The 20030-nt window shown below is 58.3% G+C and carries 20 protein-coding genes; 3 read left to right on the forward strand and 17 right to left on the reverse strand.

Features of this window, described 5'->3' with window-relative positions; genetic code table 11:
- Positions 1–44 precede the first annotated feature (44 nt).
- From Q672_RS27370 to Q672_RS27390, 5 genes are read right to left on the reverse strand one after another with little or no spacing between them, the layout of a single operon-like run.
- Complete coding sequence (locus Q672_RS27370) at positions 45–782, reverse strand: sulfite exporter TauE/SafE family protein (protein WP_022985683.1); 738 nt, start codon at positions 780–782, stop codon at positions 45–47.
- Positions 783–785: 3 nt separating this feature from the next.
- Positions 786–1577: an SDR family NAD(P)-dependent oxidoreductase gene (locus tag Q672_RS27375; protein WP_022985684.1), complete on the reverse strand. Its 792-nt coding sequence runs from the start codon at positions 1575–1577 to the stop codon at positions 786–788.
- A complete protein-coding gene (locus Q672_RS27380) occupies positions 1574–2518 on the reverse strand; it encodes an SDR family oxidoreductase (RefSeq protein ID WP_022985685.1) in 945 nt (314 codons plus the stop codon). Before Q672_RS27380 ends, Q672_RS27375 begins: the two co-directional genes overlap by 4 nt.
- Positions 2515–3435: a bile acid:sodium symporter family protein gene (locus tag Q672_RS27385; RefSeq protein ID WP_022985686.1), complete on the reverse strand. Its 921-nt coding sequence runs from the start codon at positions 3433–3435 to the stop codon at positions 2515–2517. The genes Q672_RS27380 and Q672_RS27385 overlap by 4 nt, the downstream gene beginning before the upstream one ends.
- Position 3436: 1 nt before the next feature.
- Positions 3437–4729 carry a flavin-containing monooxygenase gene (locus Q672_RS27390; protein ID WP_022985687.1) on the reverse strand — a complete coding sequence of 431 codons (1293 nt, stop codon included), beginning with the start codon at positions 4727–4729 and terminating at the stop codon, positions 3437–3439.
- Positions 4730–4865: 136 nt separating this feature from the next.
- Between Q672_RS27390 and Q672_RS27395 the strand changes: the two genes are divergently transcribed.
- Complete coding sequence (locus tag Q672_RS27395) at positions 4866–5834, forward strand: AraC family transcriptional regulator (RefSeq protein ID WP_022985688.1); 969 nt, start codon at positions 4866–4868, stop codon at positions 5832–5834.
- On the opposite strand, the gene Q672_RS27400 is transcribed toward Q672_RS27395, so the two are convergent.
- From Q672_RS27400 to Q672_RS27420, 5 genes are all read right to left on the reverse strand, one after another.
- A complete protein-coding gene (locus Q672_RS27400; RefSeq protein WP_022985689.1) occupies positions 5835–7106 on the reverse strand; it encodes an O-acetylhomoserine aminocarboxypropyltransferase/cysteine synthase family protein in 1272 nt (423 codons plus the stop codon). It lies immediately after the preceding gene.
- Positions 7107–7160: 54 nt separating this feature from the next.
- Entirely contained in the window at positions 7161–8027 is an 867-nt protein-coding gene (locus Q672_RS27405) for an enoyl-CoA hydratase-related protein (protein ID WP_022985690.1), read from the reverse strand.
- 21 nt (positions 8028–8048) lie between these two features.
- The gene (locus Q672_RS27410) at positions 8049–8840 is read right to left on the reverse strand and encodes a helix-turn-helix domain-containing protein (RefSeq protein ID WP_022985691.1); all 792 of its coding nucleotides are present in this window, start codon (positions 8838–8840) and stop codon (positions 8049–8051) included.
- A 35-nt stretch (positions 8841–8875) separates the two neighbouring features.
- On the reverse strand, positions 8876–9367 hold the full coding sequence (locus Q672_RS27415; protein ID WP_022985692.1) for an Mpo1 family 2-hydroxy fatty acid dioxygenase: 492 nt from the start codon (positions 9365–9367) through the stop codon (positions 8876–8878).
- 118 nt (positions 9368–9485) lie between these two features.
- Positions 9486–9893: a CBS domain-containing protein gene (locus tag Q672_RS27420; protein ID WP_022985693.1), complete on the reverse strand. Its 408-nt coding sequence runs from the start codon at positions 9891–9893 to the stop codon at positions 9486–9488.
- 180 nt (positions 9894–10073) lie between these two features.
- Here Q672_RS27420 and Q672_RS27425 point away from each other — a divergent pair, with 180 nt between their 5' ends.
- Entirely contained in the window at positions 10074–12815 is a 2742-nt protein-coding gene (locus Q672_RS27425; RefSeq protein ID WP_022985694.1) for an ATP-binding protein, read from the forward strand.
- Entirely contained in the window at positions 12808–13611 is an 804-nt protein-coding gene (locus Q672_RS27430) for a mechanosensitive ion channel family protein (RefSeq protein ID WP_022985695.1), read from the forward strand. The genes Q672_RS27425 and Q672_RS27430 overlap by 8 nt, the downstream gene beginning before the upstream one ends.
- Positions 13612–13617: 6 nt before the next feature.
- On the opposite strand, the gene Q672_RS27435 is transcribed toward Q672_RS27430, so the two are convergent.
- The 7 genes from Q672_RS27435 to Q672_RS27460 all read right to left on the reverse strand — a co-directional run bounded on the left by Q672_RS27435 (position 13618) and on the right by Q672_RS27460 (position 19893).
- The gene (locus Q672_RS27435; protein ID WP_022985696.1) at positions 13618–13887 is read right to left on the reverse strand and encodes a hypothetical protein; all 270 of its coding nucleotides are present in this window, start codon (positions 13885–13887) and stop codon (positions 13618–13620) included.
- A 54-nt stretch (positions 13888–13941) separates the two neighbouring features.
- Positions 13942–14802, reverse strand: coding sequence for a metal-dependent hydrolase (locus tag Q672_RS27440; RefSeq protein ID WP_031226594.1), 861 nt, complete (start codon positions 14800–14802; stop codon positions 13942–13944).
- 101 nt (positions 14803–14903) lie between these two features.
- A complete protein-coding gene (locus Q672_RS33815) occupies positions 14904–15833 on the reverse strand; it encodes a sensor domain-containing diguanylate cyclase (protein WP_022985698.1) in 930 nt (309 codons plus the stop codon).
- A complete protein-coding gene (locus Q672_RS27445) occupies positions 15833–16345 on the reverse strand; it encodes a methanogen output domain 1-containing protein (protein ID WP_022985699.1) in 513 nt (170 codons plus the stop codon). Before Q672_RS27445 ends, Q672_RS33815 begins: the two co-directional genes overlap by 1 nt.
- 176 nt (positions 16346–16521) lie before the next feature.
- On the reverse strand, positions 16522–17124 hold the full coding sequence (gene rsmD / locus Q672_RS27450) for a 16S rRNA (guanine(966)-N(2))-methyltransferase RsmD (RefSeq protein ID WP_022985700.1): 603 nt from the start codon (positions 17122–17124) through the stop codon (positions 16522–16524).
- Positions 17111–18544: a M16 family metallopeptidase gene (locus tag Q672_RS27455; RefSeq protein WP_022985701.1), complete on the reverse strand. Its 1434-nt coding sequence runs from the start codon at positions 18542–18544 to the stop codon at positions 17111–17113. The genes rsmD and Q672_RS27455 overlap by 14 nt, the downstream gene beginning before the upstream one ends.
- Positions 18541–19893, reverse strand: coding sequence for a M16 family metallopeptidase (locus tag Q672_RS27460; protein WP_022985702.1), 1353 nt, complete (start codon positions 19891–19893; stop codon positions 18541–18543). Before Q672_RS27460 ends, Q672_RS27455 begins: the two co-directional genes overlap by 4 nt.
- Positions 19894–20030: the final 137 nt, after the last annotated feature.

Raw genomic sequence — 20030 nt, forward strand, 5'->3', positions numbered from 1 at the left:
AATAGCACGATGGCCGCGCAAAGGAAAAGAGCAAGGGGGCGCGGCTAGGGCCAGGCCAGGATCACGCCAGTGAACCACAACACCACGAACACTGCCTGACGGAAACGCGCTTCATTCACATGATGATGGAGCAGCTCGCCCACCAGCATCGCCGCGATCACCACCGGAACCAGGGTAGCGATGCGTGGCAGGGCGGGCAGCAAGGTGCCATCCAGCAGGAACACAGCTGTCAGCAAACTGTTCAAGGCCAGCCAGACCAGAATCAGGGTGGCACGAAAGCGCTGCTTGTCGAGCTTGAGGCCGCTTAGCGCATACACCAACAGTGGCCCTCCCGACGCAAACAGGCCATGCGTCACCCCGGCCATCAACATCCAGCCACGGGACCAGAGCCCACCATGCGCAGTGACCGCCAGGCCACGATACATGCGCCACAGTTCACGGCTGCTGAACCAGAGCACCAGCAAACCAAACCCGCTTTTGAGCAATTGCTCCCCCAGCCACGGCCGTAGCCCGTAACCTGCCAGAGTGCCGAGCACCATTAACGGCAGGATCAGCTTCCACAGGGTTGGCCAATGGATCGCATGACGGTGACGCCAACTCAGGGTGCCACTCATGACGATATTCAATGGCACCAGTACCGGCAGGATCTCCGGGATCGGCAACACCAGCGCGCCCAGTGACAGGGCAATCACAATGCTGCCAAAGCCGGTCATCGCTTCGGTGGTAAAGGCGAGAAAAATGAACAACCCCAGCAGCAGCCAGGGAGAGGCAAGCAGGTCCATCCGTTATTGCTCCAGCTCGCTGGCAAACTTGCGCAGCATCAAACGCTGGTAGAGATCCGGCGCAACACGCCAGAGCACGCTGGCAAACCAGGTAAACCGGTCCGGGAACAGTCGCTTGCGGCCTTTTCCATAGGCGTCAAAAACCTGTTCGGCCATCCATTCAGGGGTTCGCATATTGCCCACCATGGAGCGGGCATGCGCTGCAGGCTTGCCATCATGACCCAGAGCATTTTTCTCGATGGGGGTGTCCAGAAAACTCGGGTACGCCATAAGAATATGGATGCCATAGCGGGACACTTCACCGCGCATAACTTCAAAGAACTGCCCTAACGCACTCTTGGCACTGCAGTAACCGGCCCGCCCCAGCACCGGCATCCAGCCCGCCATGGAACCGATATTGATAATGCCTCCCCGGCTTTTCTTCAGCAGGGGCAGACAGGCCACAGACAGCTCCACCGGTGCCTGCCAATCCACCGCCATGACTTTTTGGAACACACTCATGGCCGTTTTTTCGGCCAGCGAACGATGGGTAATGCCGGCATTGTTGATCAGCAGATCCAGGCCACCGTGTTTTTCCAGCCAGGGCACCAGCAAAGTGATGGCATCACTGTTGGTGACATCCAGCCCCCGACTGGTCACACGCTCGGCATCCCGGGCAGCCAGCGCTTCGACTCTTGCTTCAAGCAATACTTCGTTCATGTCAGCAAGAATCACCCGATAACCTAACGCAAACGCCTGTTGCGACAGCGCCCAGCCAAGGCCCGACGCGGCTCCGGTAATCAATACGGTTTTCATGCCTTTGACTCCCTGGAGGCAAGCCAGAACCGGAAGGTCTGCTCCGACGATTTCTTCGGCAGGTAACCGAATTCCTGTTTCAGTTTTTGGTTACCCAGCACCGGCCGATAGCGAAGAAAATTCACTTGCGCCGGGGTATATCCGGTGAGGCGAAGCGCATGCCCCACCGCCAACCCTGCACGAATCGCCCAGGCAGGAACCGTAACGACCGGCTTGCGCAAGATGGCTGCGAGCTGGGTGATTGTCAGCGCCCCATCGCCGGCCAGATTAAAACAGCCGTTGCGTTCTTCTGTGACACCTTTTTCGATAATCGCCAACACATCCTGATCCCAGATAAACACAAACGGTGACGGAGAACCGGCGACCGCCAACAGACTTCGGCCCTCAAAAAGCCGCGTAATAAGGTTACGGGTATTGGCACCAAGCACGGTGCCCGGTCGCAACACCAGCTGGCCCAGATGAGGATGCCGTTGGCGATAATCCGCCAATAGCACTTCGACCTGGCGTTTGTGGTCCGAGTACGCAAATTCAGGGTTGCCCCGCAGGGGGGCGTCTTCATTGATCCACTCGGGGTTGTCCGCATGGTAACCGTAAGCCGCCCCGGAACTGGTGACCACCAACTGGCGTACACCAGAGGCGATACAGGCATCCAGCACATTGCGAGTGCCGTTGACATCAATGTCGAAATCGCGCTCGCGATCACCGCTGTCTTCCAGTACCGCCGCCAGGTGAACTACCTGATCAATGCCATGTTTCTGGATCAGCTCACCCAGCGAAGGGTCGCGGATATCCCGCACATAAAAAGGAAAATCCGCATTGTCATCCGGGCGAATATCCACACCAACAACAACGTGTTCCGACGCCAGACGACGAGCCAGCTGGCGGCCGATATACCCTGCTGCACCGGTAATCAGGATCCGCCGCTGCGAAGGATGATTCATGATGATTCTCCCTCAGTTTGACGGGCCCCGGCTTCACCACGCGCAGTCTGTCGTGACCAGATCCCGGCCAGCACCAGTCCACTGACCAGATGCCATACCCCCCAGAAGGCAGCAATCAGAATCATGCCGCTTTCGTCCGGGAAAAAGGTAAACAAAATGGCCAACCCCAGTCCGGAGTTCTGAATGCCCACTTCCATGGTAATGGCGCGGCGGTCGGCCCGCGGCAAGCCGGTAAACCCGGCCGCAAAAGCGCCCAACCCCAAGGCCAGCAGATTCTGCAGTACCACCAACCCCACAATGCGGTCGGCGGTGGCCAGAAACACATCCACGTTATTGCCGAAGGCCACACCCACAAACAACAACAACACCAGCAGGGTGATATAGCGCATGGGCTTCTGGGCGCCCCGGGCAAACGCCGGGAACGCCTTGCCCACAGCCATACCGATGACCAGAGGCAAGCCCAACACCAGCACGACCAGCATCAGGATTTCCAGGCTGTCGAGTTGAATGTCGGTAAGAATCGGTCGGGTATGGGGATTGATCCAACCGTAGAGAGAGAAGTTGAAGGGCGTCATCACCATGGCGGCAAGGCTGGACACGGCGGTCATGCTCACCGAAACCGCCACATTGCCCCGCCCCAGCCAGGTCATGATATTGGAAAACGAGCCGCCCGGGCAGGACGCCACCAGAATCATGCCCAGCGCCAGTTCAGCATCGACCTCGAACCACCAGGTGGTCAGGCAGGTGGCGGCAGGCAACAACACGAACTGCGCCAGCAGCCCAACGATGGGAGCATCCGGTCGCTGTACCACTCGACGGAAATCGTCCCCCGTCAGGGACAGCGACACGCCAAACATCATGAATGCCAGAATAACGTTGAGAATCAGCAGATTCTCGCTGCCGAAATGCACCTCCATCTCACACCCCCTGCTTCAGCTGGGTGATGTGGGCATTAACCGCCTTGCGGTAGCTATCCTTATGCACGTAGTACGCCATGCGTGCCAGTTTCAGATAGTCAAATCCACCATCCAGATTGCGTGAGGCCTCTGCCGTGGCCTTCTGCTCCAGCGACTGCGCCTGCGGGTTGCCATCCAGACGGGCACGCAAATACAGCGCCACCATTTCCGCCTGTTCGTTGCGCCCTTCCCAACCCAGCCCAGCGGCTTCCACCATGCCCATCATGAACAGGTTACGGTGTTGGGGATGGAACACATTCAGGTATAACTGCGGCGCATCCGCCCCTTGCCAGTTGAGCTCCTGTGCATCGATGAAGGGGTAATCCAGCTTGTAGCCGGTGCCCATCAAAATCAGATCGTAAGTCCGGGACTGGCCGTCGGCGAAGGTCACCGTCTTGCCAACAATGCCGGCAATATCGCCATGGGGGGTAATATCGCCGTGGCGAATATGGTGCAGCACCAGGGAATTGATCACCGGGTGAGATTCATAAAGTTTGTAGTCAGGATCCGGCAGGCCGTAATCGCTGGGCTTGCCGACCAATAGCTTGATCAGGGCTGCGTCGATTTTCTGTTTGACGATACGTGGCAACGGGATTTTTCCGCCAATGCTGTCGGTGGCCTTGCCCGCAATAAACTTGGGCAGAAAGTAATAGCCACGGCGTACCGACATATCCACACTGGCAGCGCGGTGTACCGCATCCACCGCAATATCGCAGGCGGAGTTGCCGCAACCGACGACCAGCACGCGCTTGCCTTCGAATACGTCTGCCTTGCGGTAGTCACAGGAATGCATCAGCTCGCCTTCAAACTTGCCAGGCAAACTGGGCATATTGGGCTTGTGCAAGGTGCCATTGGCGATCAGCACGCCGTCGAAGTGGCGAGTCTGGCTTGCCCCGTTACAGCAGGTAGTGACATTCCAGCCTTCCCCTTCACGCTCAACCTTTTCGACCCGCGTAGAAAATTCATAGCAATCGTAAAGATCGAAATGCTCTGCATAACGACGGAAGTAATCACGCATGTCGCTATGCCGAGGGTAGGTCGCGACCTTGTCCCCCATGGGGAATTCCCTGAATTCCGTCATGGCTTTCGACGAAATCAGGTGAGCAGATTCGTACATGGTGCTATGGGGGTTATCAATGTCCCAGAGCCCGCCTACATCGGTGTTGAGATCGAAACCGATGAAAGGAATATTGTACTTTTTCAGGTTTCTGGCCGTGGCCAAGCCCATTGGGCCGGCACCTATCACTGCGTACATAACTGTCCCGAGTCTTCTTTTTAGAATTCCCTGAGCCAGGCTCAGAGTTTGGTATGATGTCCAGCCTAGGTGTGAGAGTCTTCCCTCGCACGGCTAATTCAGGACCTGTCCACGGTTAAATCAGGACCGCCATACCATGCCTCACAGCCCCACAGTCACAGTGCGCTTTACCCAGGCCATCAGCCAGGCGGCAGAAACGCTGGGGTTTGCCCTGCCTGACGCGCTGCGCAATGGGTTTGCCTCGCAGGAACGGGTCAGCCTGGAACTGCAGGGGCAGATATGGGAGAGCTTTTGCACCCAGGCGGACGATCCACTGGTCGGCGTGCAATTCGGGCTGGCCATGGAAGTCGGGCACCTGGATACCGCCGGTATGGTGCTGATGAGCTGTGAGACGGTACGGGACGCACTCGACAGCCTGATCGACTACTACCCCATCGTCGGGGAAGGAGGGCACTTTCAGTATCACGAAGACGCTGACCGCTGCATTATCCATTACCTGCCGCAGTACCAGACTCGCCAGGCGGAACGGGTCGAGGCCGCCATGGCAACCCTTCTGCAGTTGTCCCGCTGGACCACAGGCAACAAACTGGCCGCCCACAGCCTGCACTTCACCCATGCTGCCCTGGATGATAATCGCCGTTATGAGTCGCTGCTGGGATTGAGCGATGTGCGCTTTCTGTGTGACCACAACACCCTGATCATCCCGGTCACGGATCTGGACCTGCCGCTGATCTACGCCAACCCTGCCCTGTGCCAACACCTGCGCACCCTGGCAGACCAATTGCTGCAATCTCTCGGCGACCAGTCTCTCAGTGCCCAGGTCACTGAACAGCTCCGCCAGCACCCCCACTGGGGCAAGGAGAAAGTGGCCGACACCCTGGGCATGAGCGGCCGCCATCTGGTGCGCAAACTGGGAGAGGAAGGCACCAGTTTCAAACTGCTTCGCGACGGCTTGCTTCAGGGGTTGGCAGAAAAAAAACTACAGGACGCCCAGCGACTCAGTGATATTGCGGAGCAACTGGGTTTCTCGGATGAGAGTGCATTTTCGAAAGCGTTCAAACGCTGGACCGGCATGACGCCGGCCCAGTTTCGTGAGCAACAATAATCAGGCCTTTTCCAGCGCCTGAGTTATATCGGCCAGAATGTCATCGATATGTTCGATGCCGACAGACAACCGCACCAGATCTGCACTCACTCCGGCACTCTTAAGTTCATCATCGCTGAGCTGACGATGGGTTGTGGTCGCCGGATGGCAAGCAAGAGACTTGGCATCACCGATATTCACCAATCGCTTGATCATCTCCAGGGCATCAATAAACCGGGCACCAGCATCGCGGCCACCTTCGACACCAAAGCTGAGGATCGAGGAGGGTATACCGTTATCCATATAGCGTTTCGCCTGGGCATGGTCCTTGTCGGAATCCAGCCCGGCGAAGTTCACCCAACTCACTTTCGGGTGGTCCCGGAGAAACGCCGCCACCTTCATTGCGTTTTCGCAATGACGCTCCATGCGTAGCGACAGGGTTTCAATGCCCTGCAGAATCAGGAAGGCATTCATGGGAGACAGTGCCGCCCCCATATTGCGCAGCGGGACAACACGCGCGCGACCGATAAAGGCCGCCTCCCCCATGGCTTCCACATAGACAACGCCATGATAGCTGGGATCAGGCTGGTTGAATTGCGGAAAACGCGGGTTGTCTTTCCAGGGGAATTTTCCGGAATCAACAATCGCACCGGCAATGGTGGTTCCATGCCCGCCCATGTATTTGGTCAGGGAGTGCACGACGATATCAGCACCATGCTCAAAGGGGCGACATAGCGCCGGGGTGGCAACCGTGTTATCAACCACTAACGGCACGCCCGCATCGTGGGCCACTTTCGCCAGTGCCGCCATGTCCACCACATTCCCGGCCGGATTACCGATGGATTCGCAGAACACCATCTTGGTCTTGTCATCAATCGCGGCGGCAATGGCTTCAGGATTCCGGCCATCGGCCATGCGCACTTCAATGCCCTGATTCGGCAAGGTATGGGCAAACAGGTTGTAGGTTCCGCCGTACAACTGACTGACCGACACAATATTGTCCCCCGTACGTGCGAGGGTCTGTACGGTAGCCGTAATGGCCGCCATGCCAGACGCCATTGCCAGCGCAGCAATTCCCCCTTCCAGCAACGCAACACGTTCTTCCAGCACGGCGTTGGTCGGATTCATGATGCGACTGTAAATGTTACCCGGCACTTTCAGATCGAACAGATCCGCGCCGTGCTGGGTATCATCAAAATAATAGCTTGTCGTCTGGTACATGGGCACAGCCACCGCATGTGTCTGCGGGTCGCCCGCAAAGCCCCCGTGTATCGACAGGGTTTCCTTCTTCATGATGGTCGGTCCTCTCTCTTTTCACGCAAACGCCACAAATGCGGCAAAAAAAAATTATTTTATCTCAGGCTCTTTCCAGAAATCGAACTGCTTGGGGATGTCCGCCATAGCGGTCTCGAAACGGGGTGCACGTTTTTCCAGGAACGCGGTAAAACCGTCCTTGCCGTCCCAGAACTCGTTAGACCAGTAAATCATTTTGGATTCCACCACATGTGCTTCAGCGGGGTGACTGAAGTTAGGGTTGCGCCACAACATCTGCTTGGCCAGTGCCACAGCGATGGGGGAGCTCTTGGCGATCATCTTGCGCGCCATGCAGCGGGCAACATCCAGCACTTCGCCTTTGTCATGGGCACTGTGAAACAGGCCGGCTTCCACGCCTTCTTCCGCCATGAAAATGTCACCACTGATCACCCACTCCAGCGCTTTCTGCATGCCGACGACCCGGGGCAAGAACCAGGAGGAACAGGCTTCCGGGGTGATGCCTCGCTGGGTGAAGACGAAACCGATCTTGCTGTTTTCTGCCACCAGTCGAATGTCCATGGGCAGGGTCATGGTAATGCCCACCCCCACGGCAGCACCGTTAATGGCGGCAATCACCGGTTTGCGGCACTGATAAATGGCAAGTGACAGCTCGCCACCGGAGTCCCGGATTTGCTCAAGCGGCGGATCCATCCCTTCCGCATCGTCATAACCAAACAGATTGCCGCCATCCTCCGGCTCCATCTCCATGCCGGCACAAAACACCTTGCCGGCACCGGTAACGATGACCGCACGCACCTCATCGGTGCTGTCGGCGTAATTCAATGCATGAACCACCTCATCCTTCATGCGCAGGGTAAACGCATTCAGTCGTTCGGGGCGGTTAAGGGTAATGGTGAGAATGTTCTCGGAAAGCTCGGTCTTGATGTCCTTGTAATCCATGATGACTCCGCATTGTTGTTGTCAGGACGGCCGTGTCTGAGAGATGCCCTCGGGCACAGAAAGCGGCACTACCTGTACCGGTTGCCCCCGAGCATAGCGCGATGGCAGGGCATCGAACATGGCCCGAAGCGTCCGGTTGAGATGGGGTTGATCGTAAAAACCAGCGGCCACCGCCAGCTCGGTGAGGGTCATGCCGCTTTCCCATAACGCCAGCGCCCGCTGGCTCTTGAGGTGCAGCACAAATCGTTTGAAAGTGACGCCCAACTGCTCACTGAAAAGACGCCGAAAGCGGGACGCTGACAGGTTGGCCTGCTCCGCCAGCTGCTCCAGATCCACCTCCTCATGCTCGCGTAGCACCCGGCAGGCGCTGGCCACACGTGGGTCCAGTGGATGAATAGTGGCGGTGTCGCGAATGGCGGCCAGCAAACGAATCACACTGTCGGGGTGCGCTTGCGCTTCTGCCAGGGGAGGCAACGCAGTCAACAAAATCTGCTGAAGGTGTCCCCCCATGCCAGCGGACAGCCCTCGCCAGGCAGGTTCATCTGGATCGAGGTGAATGACTGCGACCGGCCCTTCACTGTGCAGGGTCTGGGTCTGCTCCGGGGGAACCAGGACGATCTGCTGATCGAGTCGCCGACCATCCACGGTGACATTAAGCGGCCCTTGCAGCCCCACCAACAGCGACGCCGCCACATGCCGGTGCGGCTGATTGGCCATATTCGACAGCACGGCCAGCCAGCCCCCGCGCCAGACATAGAGCGGGGACAACAGACGGGGGTCGGATACCGGCGACAGTGTAGACATGCCGGTCATGATGCCCGCCCGGAGCCGGGCGGACAATGTGCGGATCAGGCCGAAACGGGGTGCTTGCGCAGACCCAGCTTGTGGGCCAGTTCAATGGAGACAAACATGGGGCCCACCAGCAGGAACACCAGGTCATCCACAAACGAGGGTTTCTTGCCTTCTACCTTGTGGCCCCATACCTGAACGGCCCAGGCCAACAGCCACACGGCAGCACTGGTCCAGCCCAGCGACAGGGCGCTGCGCTCCACCAGTACGATGGCGGCGATGGACGCCGCCAGCCAACCCGCCATCAACAGGGTCATGCCGGCAGACATCCGGAAATAAAAGGGCATGCAAACGAGCGCCAGCAGGGAACCGCCATTGACCCAATAGGCCAGACTGCCCTCCAAACCCAGCCACTGACCGACCGGAATCAGCCAGAACAGCCCTAAGGTGGAGACAAAGATGGCGGGCACACACAGGATGTGCACCCACTGGTTTACCGGATTCTGGTGACTCTCTGCGTAGTCGCCCAGAAAGGTGTGAAGATCGCGCATGCCAGCTCTCCCGAGTTGTTGTTTTGAGCTGGTCTTACGCTAACCCGGGGCACGCGGACACAATTGTACGAAAGGGCCATGATACGTTTCGCAGCCCTTACCGGCATCGCAGGCACCCTCAGGCGCAAGCGCGTCGACTGTCCTTCAGGGCGCGCAGCACCTGCTCACGGGTCAACAAGCCCACCAGCCGTTTCTGGGCATCCACCACCGGGTAGATCTTGGGTTTCTGGGTCACCATCAGTTCTGCCACATCCACCACGGAGTCACTTTCACTGACCGTGAGAGGTTGATCGTGCATGAACTCATCCACAATCAGACTGCCTTCGCAGTGATAACTGGATACCAGCAACTTGCGCAGGCAATCCTGCTCGGACACAAATCCCACGACCCGCTGACCGTCATCGACCACGGGCAGTCCGGTGAATTTGTGTTGCAGCAGAATCTCCACCACTTCTGTGAGCTCTGTGCCCGTTGCCACCGCCATCGGATGTCGGGCCATGAGTGCGGCCACCGTTAGATCGCTCATGATGCGCTCCTTCAACGCTGAACGTCCTTTGACTATACCACCGGGCCGGGAAACTGCCCTTGCGATTCCGCTATCGGACTGATCGCCGGTTCTGATGAGGCGGTGCACCAACAGGTGACGTACCCCCTCGCGCTTCCTACAATGGGAACGCGCACAAAATTCAGGGACAGAGGGCAAGGAATGGGATTCACGCGACAGCCACGTTTTTGGGGTCTGATTCTGACCTTGCTGCTCTCCGGGATGGCGCCTCTTGCCCAGGCCGCCACAGCGTGCGAACAAGCGGAACAGACCCTGATTGCGCTGGAGCGCGAAGAGCAACAACTGGCCTCTGACCGTCAGCGTCTGCAGACCATCCTGAATGGGGAGGTCCCCGCGCCGCAGCAACTGGAAGGGCTGCTTGGGCAACCACTCGCCCATCCTGACGCGGTCTCGGGCAACCCGCCGGCCAAACGCCAGAGCACTGACAGTCGCTGCCAGGCAGTCCAGAACGACATTGAGGCCCTGACCGAACAGTTGTCGACGCTGGACACCGCCCTTTACCGCTTGCGTCATACCCTGCTAAGCATGAGCCCGGCCCAGCGCCAGGCCCTGGCCCAATTGAGCACCCTGCATAACCAGTTGCAAGAACGTATCGACGACCCCCAGAGCAGCCCCTCGCTGGTCACGGGCGCCAGACTCGTACAAGACCACATTGCCCGCCTCTGGGCGCTAGTGCCGCACATGACACAGTCCGATGCCGGGGTGACTGCGGATCTGGATCAACTCTGGCATCAACCTCCTTCCCTGTCACCGCCATCTCCCATCACGACGCCTTACCGGGACCTGATCAAGGCCCGGCTGGAGGTACAGAAACAGGTTCGCGACCTGCGTGCTGATCAGTGGCATCGCCGCCACCTCAGCGACATGGTGCTGGACATGGGCGGGCTGACCGGTATCCCTGCGGTACTGGCACGGGAGGGCGCCCGAATTCAGCAACGGTTGATGGATACGATCACCCTGGTGCGTTATGACCTGAGCGCACCGATCCGCCGTACCGGCTATATGCCCATCGTGCAGAACATGCTCGCTCTGGTGCTGGGCATCGCCGGTTTCGTGCTGCTGGCCAAACTGGCCCATCGCAGTCGCCACTGGGCCCTGAGCCTGCACGAAAAAGTCGTGGCCGCCAGCGGCCAGCGCCGCTGGCTGCGCAATGCCAGCCGGCTGATCAGTGGCATCGCGCCGATGCTGCCCTGGCTGCTGTTGTGGTTTTTTCTGGGTCAGCTGGCCCCCTTGCTCGACAGCCCCTCGACCAAGGTACTGCTATGGCTGCTGCCGTTTGCCCACCTGTACGTGATTTACGGACTGGCCAGCCTGGTCGGGGAATGGCTGATTGGTCGCGTCGCCCAGAGTGCCAACACCTACCTGAGTGCTGACCAGTCGCGTCAGGTCATTGCCCACTCACGCAAGGTAGCGGGCTGGCTGATGGTGCCGTGGTTCCCTTTACTGGTGGTCTGGGAAAGCCTGGGGCCGTCTTTGCTGTATTACCTGCTGGCAGGGTTACTGGGTACCAGCCTTTATCTCGCGGTCGGCCGACTGCTGGCACTGCGAAATCACGATTACCTTTTGTGCCTGCAGGCAATCCTGCCATCGTATCTGGACCCGGTAGCCGAGCGTCTGTTGACGCCATGGCTGTTCTGGCTTTTTGCCCCGCTCATGTTGCCCGTCGCTCTGGTCAGCTTTCTGGTGGATTTTCTTGACCGGGTACTGGCCGATTTTGACTGGTACATGCGTTTCAAGGCCCGCTGGTTCCGCCTGCGCACCAAGATCAATAACGAGGAAGATGACGAAAAAGCCAACAGCGCCGAAACACCGGAAGAAGGCAACTACGAGCGCTGGTTTGCCCAGGAACTTCCCGAAGGCAGCAAACTGCCTTTCATCGATACCGGCCTGGTCGCTGCCATGGAAAAGACGATCCAGCGTTGGCATGGCGACAAGACCGACGAAAATGCGCTGGTCGTGGTCGGCGAGAAGGGCAGCGGCAAGAGCATCAGCATAGGCAAGCTGCAAAGCGCCCTCAGCGACAGCTGCCAAGGCCTGGAAGTCATTACCCTGAAAGTGCCCGCACGTACCATTCAGCCCGATGAGATCCACCGGCTTGTCGGCGATGCCCTGAACGTCGAGCTGGTGGAGCAAGGCCCGGCCGCATTGGTAAAAAGCGATGAAAGCCGGGCTCCGACGCTGCTGATTCTGGATGAGGCGCAAAACTTTTTCCTGGCATCCCAGGGGGGGCTGGCGGGTTGGCGCACCGTGCTGAGCCTGGTTAACGCACGGCTGGATAATGTCTTCTGGTTACTGATGATCAATAACCAGAGCTGGGCCTATTTATGCAACGTCTTCGGCCGTGACTATCAGTTCCGTAATGTGGTGCGGGTCAAGCGCTGGGGGCAGTCGGATATCCGCTCACTAATTTTGTCCCGCAACCATCTCGGCGGCTACCAGGTCAGTTACGACGAAGTCCTGCTGTCATCACGAGGGCCGGAGGCCGGTAATGTTCGAAATGCCGAACAGCGTTACTTCAGCCTCCTGTGGGACGCCAGCCGGGGAAACCCGCTGGTAGCACTACGTTTATGGCTGACCTCCATCAAGGTACAGGGCCGCCGTGTTCAGGTCGGCCTGCCGACGCCGCCATCCGCAGGCATCCTCGACAGCATGGGAGAAAACGCCCTGTTTGTGTATGCCGCCATCGCCACCCACGGCCGCCTGAGTAGCAGCGAAATCAGTGCGGCAACCTGTCTGCCGGAAAATGTGGTGCGCTATGCGCTCAAAAGTGGCTTTGATGCCGGCTTCCTGAAAAAAACCGACGACAATCGCTACCGCCTGGTGCCCCTGTGGTATCAGCCGGTGATCAGTTACCTGACAAGGAAGAATCTGCTCAATGAATGATGGAAATATCGTCAACGACCTGGCGGTTGTCGTTGAGCTGTTCAATGTCTACGCCATTCTGCTGCTGTTCATCGGTGGCTTTGTGTTGTGGGCGCTGAACTGGGGCATCAGCAAAGCCGGCCAGAAAGTCACTGAGAAACTGCCCACCCGGCGCTTCCTGATCCTGCAGATCACCACTCTGATCGGTTTTGTGCTGTATACGGTGGGCGCCATTGCCCTGGTGGTCGGAGTGCTGCAACCCCCGAAAGAATTCATGCTGGCAGCGGGCGGCTCGGTGGCCGTGGCGCTGGGCTTTGCCCTCAAGGATATTGCGGCTTCGCTGGTGGCGGGCTTGCTGCTGTTGTTTGATCGCCCTTTCCGGGTCGGCGACCGGGTCAGCTTCGACAATGTCTATGGCGAAATCGTGTCCATTGGTCTGCGCACCGTGCGTCTGCAAACCCTGGACGACAACCTGGTGACCATTCCCAACTCCCGCTTCATTACCGACGTGGTCGCGTCCGGCAATGCCGGCGAGCTGGACATGATGGTGGTCACGGATTTTCACGTGGGGCTGGATGCCAACCTGGAAGAGGCCAAGGCAATAATCGAAGAAGTTATTTTCACCAGTCGCTTCGCCTATCTGAAAAAGCCGGTGACTTTCGCGATTGAAGAAATCGAAGTGGGTTACCGGTTGGCCATTCGTCTGCGGGCGAAAGCCTACGTTCTGGATGTCCATTACGAAAAAGCTTTTCAAAGCGATATCGTCGTGCGGGTATCAAAACGCTTCACCGAAGCCGGGGTGATCCGGCCGGCATGAGCCGGATCAACGTGACTTACGCCTGGCCCCTGAGGTAGCGCCGTTACGCTCAGCCAGAATCTCTTCCAGTTCTTCCCGGGACAGATAATCCAGATCCCAGTGATTGGTAAAGGTTTCCTTGTAGCGATGACGCCCACGGTGAAGATCATCGGGCGTGTCACCCTGATGGGCAGGATGATAATCCCGGTAAGGATTATCCTCTCCTGCGTGGTGATCTGACAGCACGTCTTTGCGGGTAAAAAGCCGCTGCTTCAAGCGGGTGATAAGATTGCTCATGCACACCTCCATTACCCAAAGGGTAACAGGCTGACGCCATCAGCACGTGAATCTTCAGGCCACCAGTTCCGGCTTGCCGAGCATATCCGCCAGGCGAATCAAGGCGCGCTTGCGCAGATGTTCGCTGTCTCGCTTCGACGGATGAAAATCGCGCTTGTAGTAAGCCAGGTATGACTTACCGAGTTTACGCAACCAGCCCGGCTTACCCAGCAACCAATTCAGGCCACCCCGCACCGACTTCCAATCGGTCGGGTCATCCATTTCCTGACGCAGCTGAATGTAGTGATAGATAGTGAAACCAATAAATTCAACGGTGGTGAACGCCATCTCGGAGCTGCGAACCCAGTAACTGTCGACTTGCTCTCTGTAAACATCAAATGCCACAGATTTATGCTCACTTTCTTCAATGGCATGCCATAGCCACAGCGGCACCATTCGCTGATCCATGCCTTCAATAAATTCCGGATTTTCCAGAATCATTTCTGCCAGCATGGCAGTGAAATGTTCCAGCGCACAGGTCTTGGCAAGCTGTCGCTCGGGGGACAACCACTTGGCCATGAATTTGAGGCCCTGCTTCACATAGGCGTCGACCTTGTGTGTCGGCACGCCCTTGGATTCCATGAATGCGTTGAAGGCATCATGCTCATTGCCATGATGTGCTTCTTGCCCGATGAAGCCTTTTACTTCTTCGCGCAGCATCGGATCCTGAATGCTTTTCTGGAAGTATCGTACGGAGCGGACAAAAAAACGCTCCCCTTCGGGGAAGGTGCAGGACAACGCCGTCAGCAACATGCTTTTGAACTGGTCGTTGTCAAACCAGTAACGCGGGATGGACGGGTCAAACTCGAAGTCCATGCGGCGAGGCTGAATATCACTCTGGTTTATTCTTTTAGGCGTTTTCGCTTGCGCATTCATGATGTTTCCTCCGTATACCGATACAGTATTCGGTAGTAAGGAGGTGGGACTCTAGTGCAGGTTGTGCCATTTTCGGGATCCCGCGTGGACAAGAATGGCCCTTAACCCAGAATCACCGCCTGATCCCTGCCTTGCCCCTTGGCCTGATACAGGCTTTGATCCGCCGCTTTCATCAGCGCCTGCGCGGAAACCGGTTTCGCGGGACACCAAGCCGTGCCACCGATGGAAAGGGTCGATAATTTATAGCCACTTTGCTGGCGCTGAATGCGCCGATTATAGTCCCTGACCCTTTTTACCAACCGCCAGGCCACATCGCTGGCACCTTCGACATCGGTGTTTGGTAACAGCACCGCGAACTCCTCACCGCCGATTCGGGCAACCCTGTCACCCGGCCGAAGCAGCGACTCTGACAATAGCCGGGCCACGGTTTTCAACACCTGATCACCCACATCATGACCATGGTTATCGTTAATACGCTTGAAGTAATCCATATCGATTAACAAGAGGGAAAAGGGGTGGTGCCGATGGCTGGACTGCTGGGCCAGCTCCGCCAACCAGCGATCGAACGCCCGCCGGTTGGGAATTCTGGTGAGCGGGTCTTCACACGCCTCACTCTCGGCACTGCGGGCGGTTTCTTCGGCTTGTACGCAGGTGCGCCGTAACTGGGCCTCGCGGCGCAAACTGGTTGATACCCGACGCATGCTGCCCACGGCAATATCACGGGGAAACAGTTCGATCAGATAACAGTCCTGCCATTCCCCTTTCAGGCTGATTCGGGAACTGGTTGGATAGTAGTGCTCCAGTGGCGCCGCCAAACGCGTGCCCATGTGAGCGCTCTGACTGTTACGTCGCACACTACGCAGAAATTTCTCGCCCCCTCCAAGTAAAAGCACAGCCATATTGGTTGGCGCTCCGTCCTTGAGCAAGGCCGCCGCCTGACGATTGACGGCCTTGATGCAGCCCTGCCCATCGATCAGCAATACCGGCAGGGAAATCGCATCCAGAATCGCACCGCATTCAGGAGTAATCATTAGGGATCTGCCACAAAGTACTCACGACCAGGCCCCTCTTCACTGGGGTCGAGGCTGACTTCTACCCGGCATTGCGCATCACCATTCGCAATCGCTTCCTTGATTTCCACTCTGGCATAGCCGTTGTTTTCTGCGGTAATCACGCCAAAGACATTGGACGTCATCATGCACAAGGCGGGGCGGCCATTGGCATGGCCACCAAACGGGCAACGCCGGTTACCGAGAATGATTTTTTGATCACTAAGCTCTAACAGATAGAAATCGCCTTCAATGCGACGTTTCAAATCCACCAGCACAGCGGCAACCTGCTCGAGATCGAGCCGCCCCACATCCAGGGCATCCTTGTAGGCTCGATTGATACTGTCGCCCATGTTCTGACCGACCATGGCGATCAGCCCTTCTGCATGTTCCAGCCCGGCAACATCTTCGATGGTTTCAGCCAGCTGACCGAGCAGCTGACGCATGAAACGGTCCCTGTTCAAAGGGATACTGGCATTCTTCACCTCATCCATGGTGCCTCCCTCTCTCTCGCCCTATTTGTGAACTCAATCACAATATAGCGCCGTCAATAACGAGTGATGGAGCCGGGAAACGCCCAATCGGCGTGATAATGGGATGAATGGAACTCAGATTTACATTCACCTGGCTAGCGGCAGACAAACCGTCTGTAGCGGCTGGCGGAGCTCATTTATCGGGCGTCGGAGGACGCGCAGCGGAACAGGCGGGCATGAATCTCCCCTGCACGCTTTTCCCGATGCAACTGCCAGCGGGCAGGCACCTGCGGAGGGCTATCGTGACTGCGAGACTCCACATAGACCCAGGCCTGTGGAGCCAACCAGCCGTGCTGCTCCAGCGACCTGCAGGCAGGCTCGACCAGCCCCAGATCATAGGGTGGATCCACGAACACCAGATCAAAGGGGGTGGCGGGCTGCTGTAGCCATATCAGGGCATCACGGGCCTCAACGCAGGCCCGTTCAGCAAACAACGGCTGCAACTGGCGATCCAGGTCAACGGCGCGCTCTCGCTTTTTCTCGATCAGCGTGGCCGTGGCTGCGCCGCGGCTCAGCGCCTCTGCCCCCAACACTCCGGAACCGGCGAACAGATCAAGCACCCGCAATCCCGGCAACTCGAACTGCAGCCAGTTGAACAGTGTCTCACGCAAGCGATCCGACGACGGGCGCAAATCCCCCCCCTGATCCACAAATTGCAGACGCAGGCCGCGCTGGGCACCTCCGATGATTCGAACCTGCCCTTTGCTGGCGCCCCCCCCGCGCCCTTTATTTTTCGCCATCAACCACGCTGCCTTGTTCACCGGCTTGCAGGTCATCGCCAACGGCCTTCACCTCAGGCGCCTGCGGACCAATACTGATGATAGCCAGATTAGCCGGCACCAAATGACGCTGGAACGCCTCGCGGATGTCATTCGTGGTGACGTTTTGCACCTGCTGGTTGAACCATTGCAGGTAATCCAGGGGCAGATCGTAAAACCCGATGGCGCCCAGCTGGCCAATGATGTCGCTATTATCCGCCGTGCCCAATGCGAAGCTGCCGAGGATACTGGTGCGGGCTTCTTCAAGCTGTGTCTCTGTGGGGCCGCTCTCAACGAAATCATCAATCAACTTAAGGGTCAGACTGAGCGCGTCATCCGCGTTTTCGTTGGCGGTCTTGAACGACACCTGGAACGGCCCACCGGAAGCCATTGCCGAGAAGCCGCTACCAATGCCATACACATACCCCCGCTTCTGGCGGACTTCGTCGGTGAGAATGGAAGCAAAGCCCCCTCCCCCCAGCACCATGTTGCCCACGTAAAGCGCGACGTGATCCGGGTTACCACGCCAGGTGGCCTGATTACCCAGCAGAATATGGGTCTGTGCGGACGGGAAATTGATGTGCTCATGCTTGCGTTCAGTCAGGGCCTGTGCCCGGGACTGTGGCGGTGCGGCGCCTCCCTCGGGCAGTGACTGGCTGATCTGGCCAGCGATCTGCTCTGCCTGTTCCCGGCTGACATCCCCCACCATGGCAATCACGGTGTTACCGGCCGCGTAATAGGTGTTGTAGAACTCGACCAGCTGCTCGCGCGTAATCGCGGGCAGCGTTGCCAGAGTGCCGTCACTGGGCTCACCGTAGGGGTGCCCGGCGAACACCGTAGCCATATAGGCTTTCTTGACCTGGGGGCCAGGCACCTGCTGCTCCATGCGCAGGCCCTGCATCATCTGGGTTCGAATGCGATCCAGCGCATCCTGCGGGAAGCTGGGAGTGGCAATCACCTGGTTGAACAAAGTCAATACCGGATCGCGAAATTCCGGGTCACTGAGGGTGCGCAGTTCCACTACCCCCATATCCCGATAACTGCCCACATCAAACTGCGCTCCGTGGTCTTCAAAACCGCGGGAAATATCGTCCACATTCAAGCCCGCAGCGCCTTCACCCAACAGGGCACTGGTCAGCGAAGACAGCCCTGCAACCCCGTTATCCCGGGAGCTGCCCGCCGCCATTACCAGGCGGACATCCAGCATGGGAAGGGCATCACTGGCGACGAACAGGACCCTGGCGCCCTCCGCCGTTTGCCAGGACTGGATATCCAGTGCCGGCGCCTGGGGCTCACTGGCCGCCACCTGGGCTTCTGTGGTCGGGAACGCGCCCATGCTTTGACAGGCCGATAATAGAACCGCCAGCACAGGCAACAGCGCACCTTTTATTAGTCTCTTCATTGTGTGGCCTCCAGCGTGCTGCGCTGTTGCTGCTCGGCAGGCGGAGTCACATACGCGACAGCAAGGCGCTCAGGCACCAGCCATTCCCGCGCCACACGCTGCACTTCTTCTGGCGTCACCCTGGCAAGCTCATCGGCAAACGTCTCTGATAAATCCAGGTTTAAACCCAGCGTACTCAATGTTCCCAGCTCCATGGCCTGCCCCATCACAGAGTCTTTCTCATACACTTGCCCGGCCAGCACACCTGCACGCACCCGGGCCATTTCAGATTCGTCAGGGAGGGTCGTCTGCAGCCGTACGATCTGCTCACGCAAGGCCGCTTCCACCTCCTCAAGGGACACCTCAGGGTTCGGTGCCGCGGAGAGGGTAAAAGTGCCATCTCCACGCTGGATACCGCTGTAGGACGCCCCCGCACCTGCTACCAGTTTCTGCCCACGAACCAGGTCGGTCTCAATCCGCGCGCTCATGCCGCCATCCAGAACTCCCGCCAACATTGTCAGGGCATAGAAATCCTGCTTGTTGTCCGCCGTCACCAGAGACGGCACGTTGTAGAGCATGTACAGGGCAGGCACCTTGACTGGCATGGTCAATGCCAACCGCCGCTCACCAGCCGCCGGCCTGACGGACTGTTCCGGGCGCGGCGGTGTCTCGCCGGCAGGGAGATCAGAGAAAAACCGCTCTACCAACGGCTCCACCTGTTCGCGGCTCACATCCCCGGCTATCACCAGGGTGGCATTGCCTGGCACGTAAAAACGCTGGTACCAGCTGCGGGCCTGCTCTGGCTGCAGTTGGGCCAGCAGTGAGCGCCAGCCGATCACCGGGTGGGCATAACCGGTCCCTGGCCGGGCGATGGCCTGAAATTTCTCCCAGGCGAGAGCATTGGGGTTGTCGTCGGTACGCATGCGGCGCTCTTCGAGGACCACCTGCAGCTCACGATGAAACTCCTCATCGTCAATCTGCAGGCTGCCCAACCGCTCGGCCTCCAGCTCCAGTGCCAACGGCAGGCGGGACGCTTCGTATTGCTGGTAATAGGCGGTGTAGTCGTAACTGGTGAAGGCATTGTCGCTGCCACCGTAACGGGCCACCAGTCGGGAAAAATCGCCCGGCCCCAGATGCTCAGTCCCCTTGAACATCATGTGCTCCAGCACGTGGGCGAGGCCGGTCTCAAAGGGCGCCTCATCAATGCTGCCGGCCTTGAACCACACCATCACGGTGACCACCGGCGCGCGATGATCCTCGCGCACAATCACCTTCATGCCATTATCCAGGGTAAAGCTGTGGGTCGGCGCCGAGGCTCCGGCCACACCCGCCCACAGGGCCAGACACAGGCCCGCGATCCATTTTTTCATGTATTGCCTCTATTGCTGGCGCGTCCCCCACGGTGAAAGCTGCTCACCGCACTCCTTAATGTTAGGATAGCCGCGCGCTCGCGCTGCGAGCGACCACCCTGCAGGCAGGCGCCTTTTGCTGTTACCGGCATAGCATA

This window comes from Alcanivorax sp. P2S70 (assembly GCF_000475295.1).
Lineage (GTDB): Bacteria > Pseudomonadota > Gammaproteobacteria > Pseudomonadales > Alcanivoracaceae > Alcanivorax > Alcanivorax profundi.

Coding starts and splice junctions, on each gene's coding strand:
- Q672_RS27370 (WP_022985683.1), bottom strand. CDS start 782: ATGGACCTGCTTGCCTCTCCCTGGCTGCTGCTGGGGTTGTTCATTTTT.
- Q672_RS27375 (WP_022985684.1), bottom strand. CDS start 1,577: ATGAAAACCGTATTGATTACCGGAGCCGCGTCGGGCCTTGGCTGGGCG.
- Q672_RS27380 (WP_022985685.1), bottom strand. CDS start 2,518: ATGAATCATCCTTCGCAGCGGCGGATCCTGATTACCGGTGCAGCAGGG.
- Q672_RS27385 (WP_022985686.1), bottom strand. CDS start 3,435: ATGGAGGTGCATTTCGGCAGCGAGAATCTGCTGATTCTCAACGTTATT.
- Q672_RS27390 (WP_022985687.1), bottom strand. CDS start 4,729: ATGTACGCAGTGATAGGTGCCGGCCCAATGGGCTTGGCCACGGCCAGA.
- Q672_RS27395 (WP_022985688.1), top strand. CDS start 4,866: ATGCCTCACAGCCCCACAGTCACAGTGCGCTTTACCCAGGCCATCAGC.
- Q672_RS27400 (WP_022985689.1), bottom strand. CDS start 7,106: ATGAAGAAGGAAACCCTGTCGATACACGGGGGCTTTGCGGGCGACCCG.
- Q672_RS27405 (WP_022985690.1), bottom strand. CDS start 8,027: ATGGATTACAAGGACATCAAGACCGAGCTTTCCGAGAACATTCTCACC.
- Q672_RS27410 (WP_022985691.1), bottom strand. CDS start 8,840: ATGACCGGCATGTCTACACTGTCGCCGGTATCCGACCCCCGTCTGTTG.
- Q672_RS27415 (WP_022985692.1), bottom strand. CDS start 9,367: ATGCGCGATCTTCACACCTTTCTGGGCGACTACGCAGAGAGTCACCAG.
- Q672_RS27420 (WP_022985693.1), bottom strand. CDS start 9,893: ATGAGCGATCTAACGGTGGCCGCACTCATGGCCCGACATCCGATGGCG.
- Q672_RS27425 (WP_022985694.1), top strand. CDS start 10,074: ATGGGATTCACGCGACAGCCACGTTTTTGGGGTCTGATTCTGACCTTG.
- Q672_RS27430 (WP_022985695.1), top strand. CDS start 12,808: ATGAATGATGGAAATATCGTCAACGACCTGGCGGTTGTCGTTGAGCTG.
- Q672_RS27435 (WP_022985696.1), bottom strand. CDS start 13,887: ATGAGCAATCTTATCACCCGCTTGAAGCAGCGGCTTTTTACCCGCAAA.
- Q672_RS27440 (WP_031226594.1), bottom strand. CDS start 14,802: ATGAATGCGCAAGCGAAAACGCCTAAAAGAATAAACCAGAGTGATATT.
- Q672_RS33815 (WP_022985698.1), bottom strand. CDS start 15,833: ATGATTACTCCTGAATGCGGTGCGATTCTGGATGCGATTTCCCTGCCG.
- Q672_RS27445 (WP_022985699.1), bottom strand. CDS start 16,345: ATGGATGAGGTGAAGAATGCCAGTATCCCTTTGAACAGGGACCGTTTC.
- rsmD (WP_022985700.1), bottom strand. CDS start 17,124: ATGGCGAAAAATAAAGGGCGCGGGGGGGGCGCCAGCAAAGGGCAGGTT.
- Q672_RS27455 (WP_022985701.1), bottom strand. CDS start 18,544: ATGAAGAGACTAATAAAAGGTGCGCTGTTGCCTGTGCTGGCGGTTCTA.
- Q672_RS27460 (WP_022985702.1), bottom strand. CDS start 19,893: ATGAAAAAATGGATCGCGGGCCTGTGTCTGGCCCTGTGGGCGGGTGTG.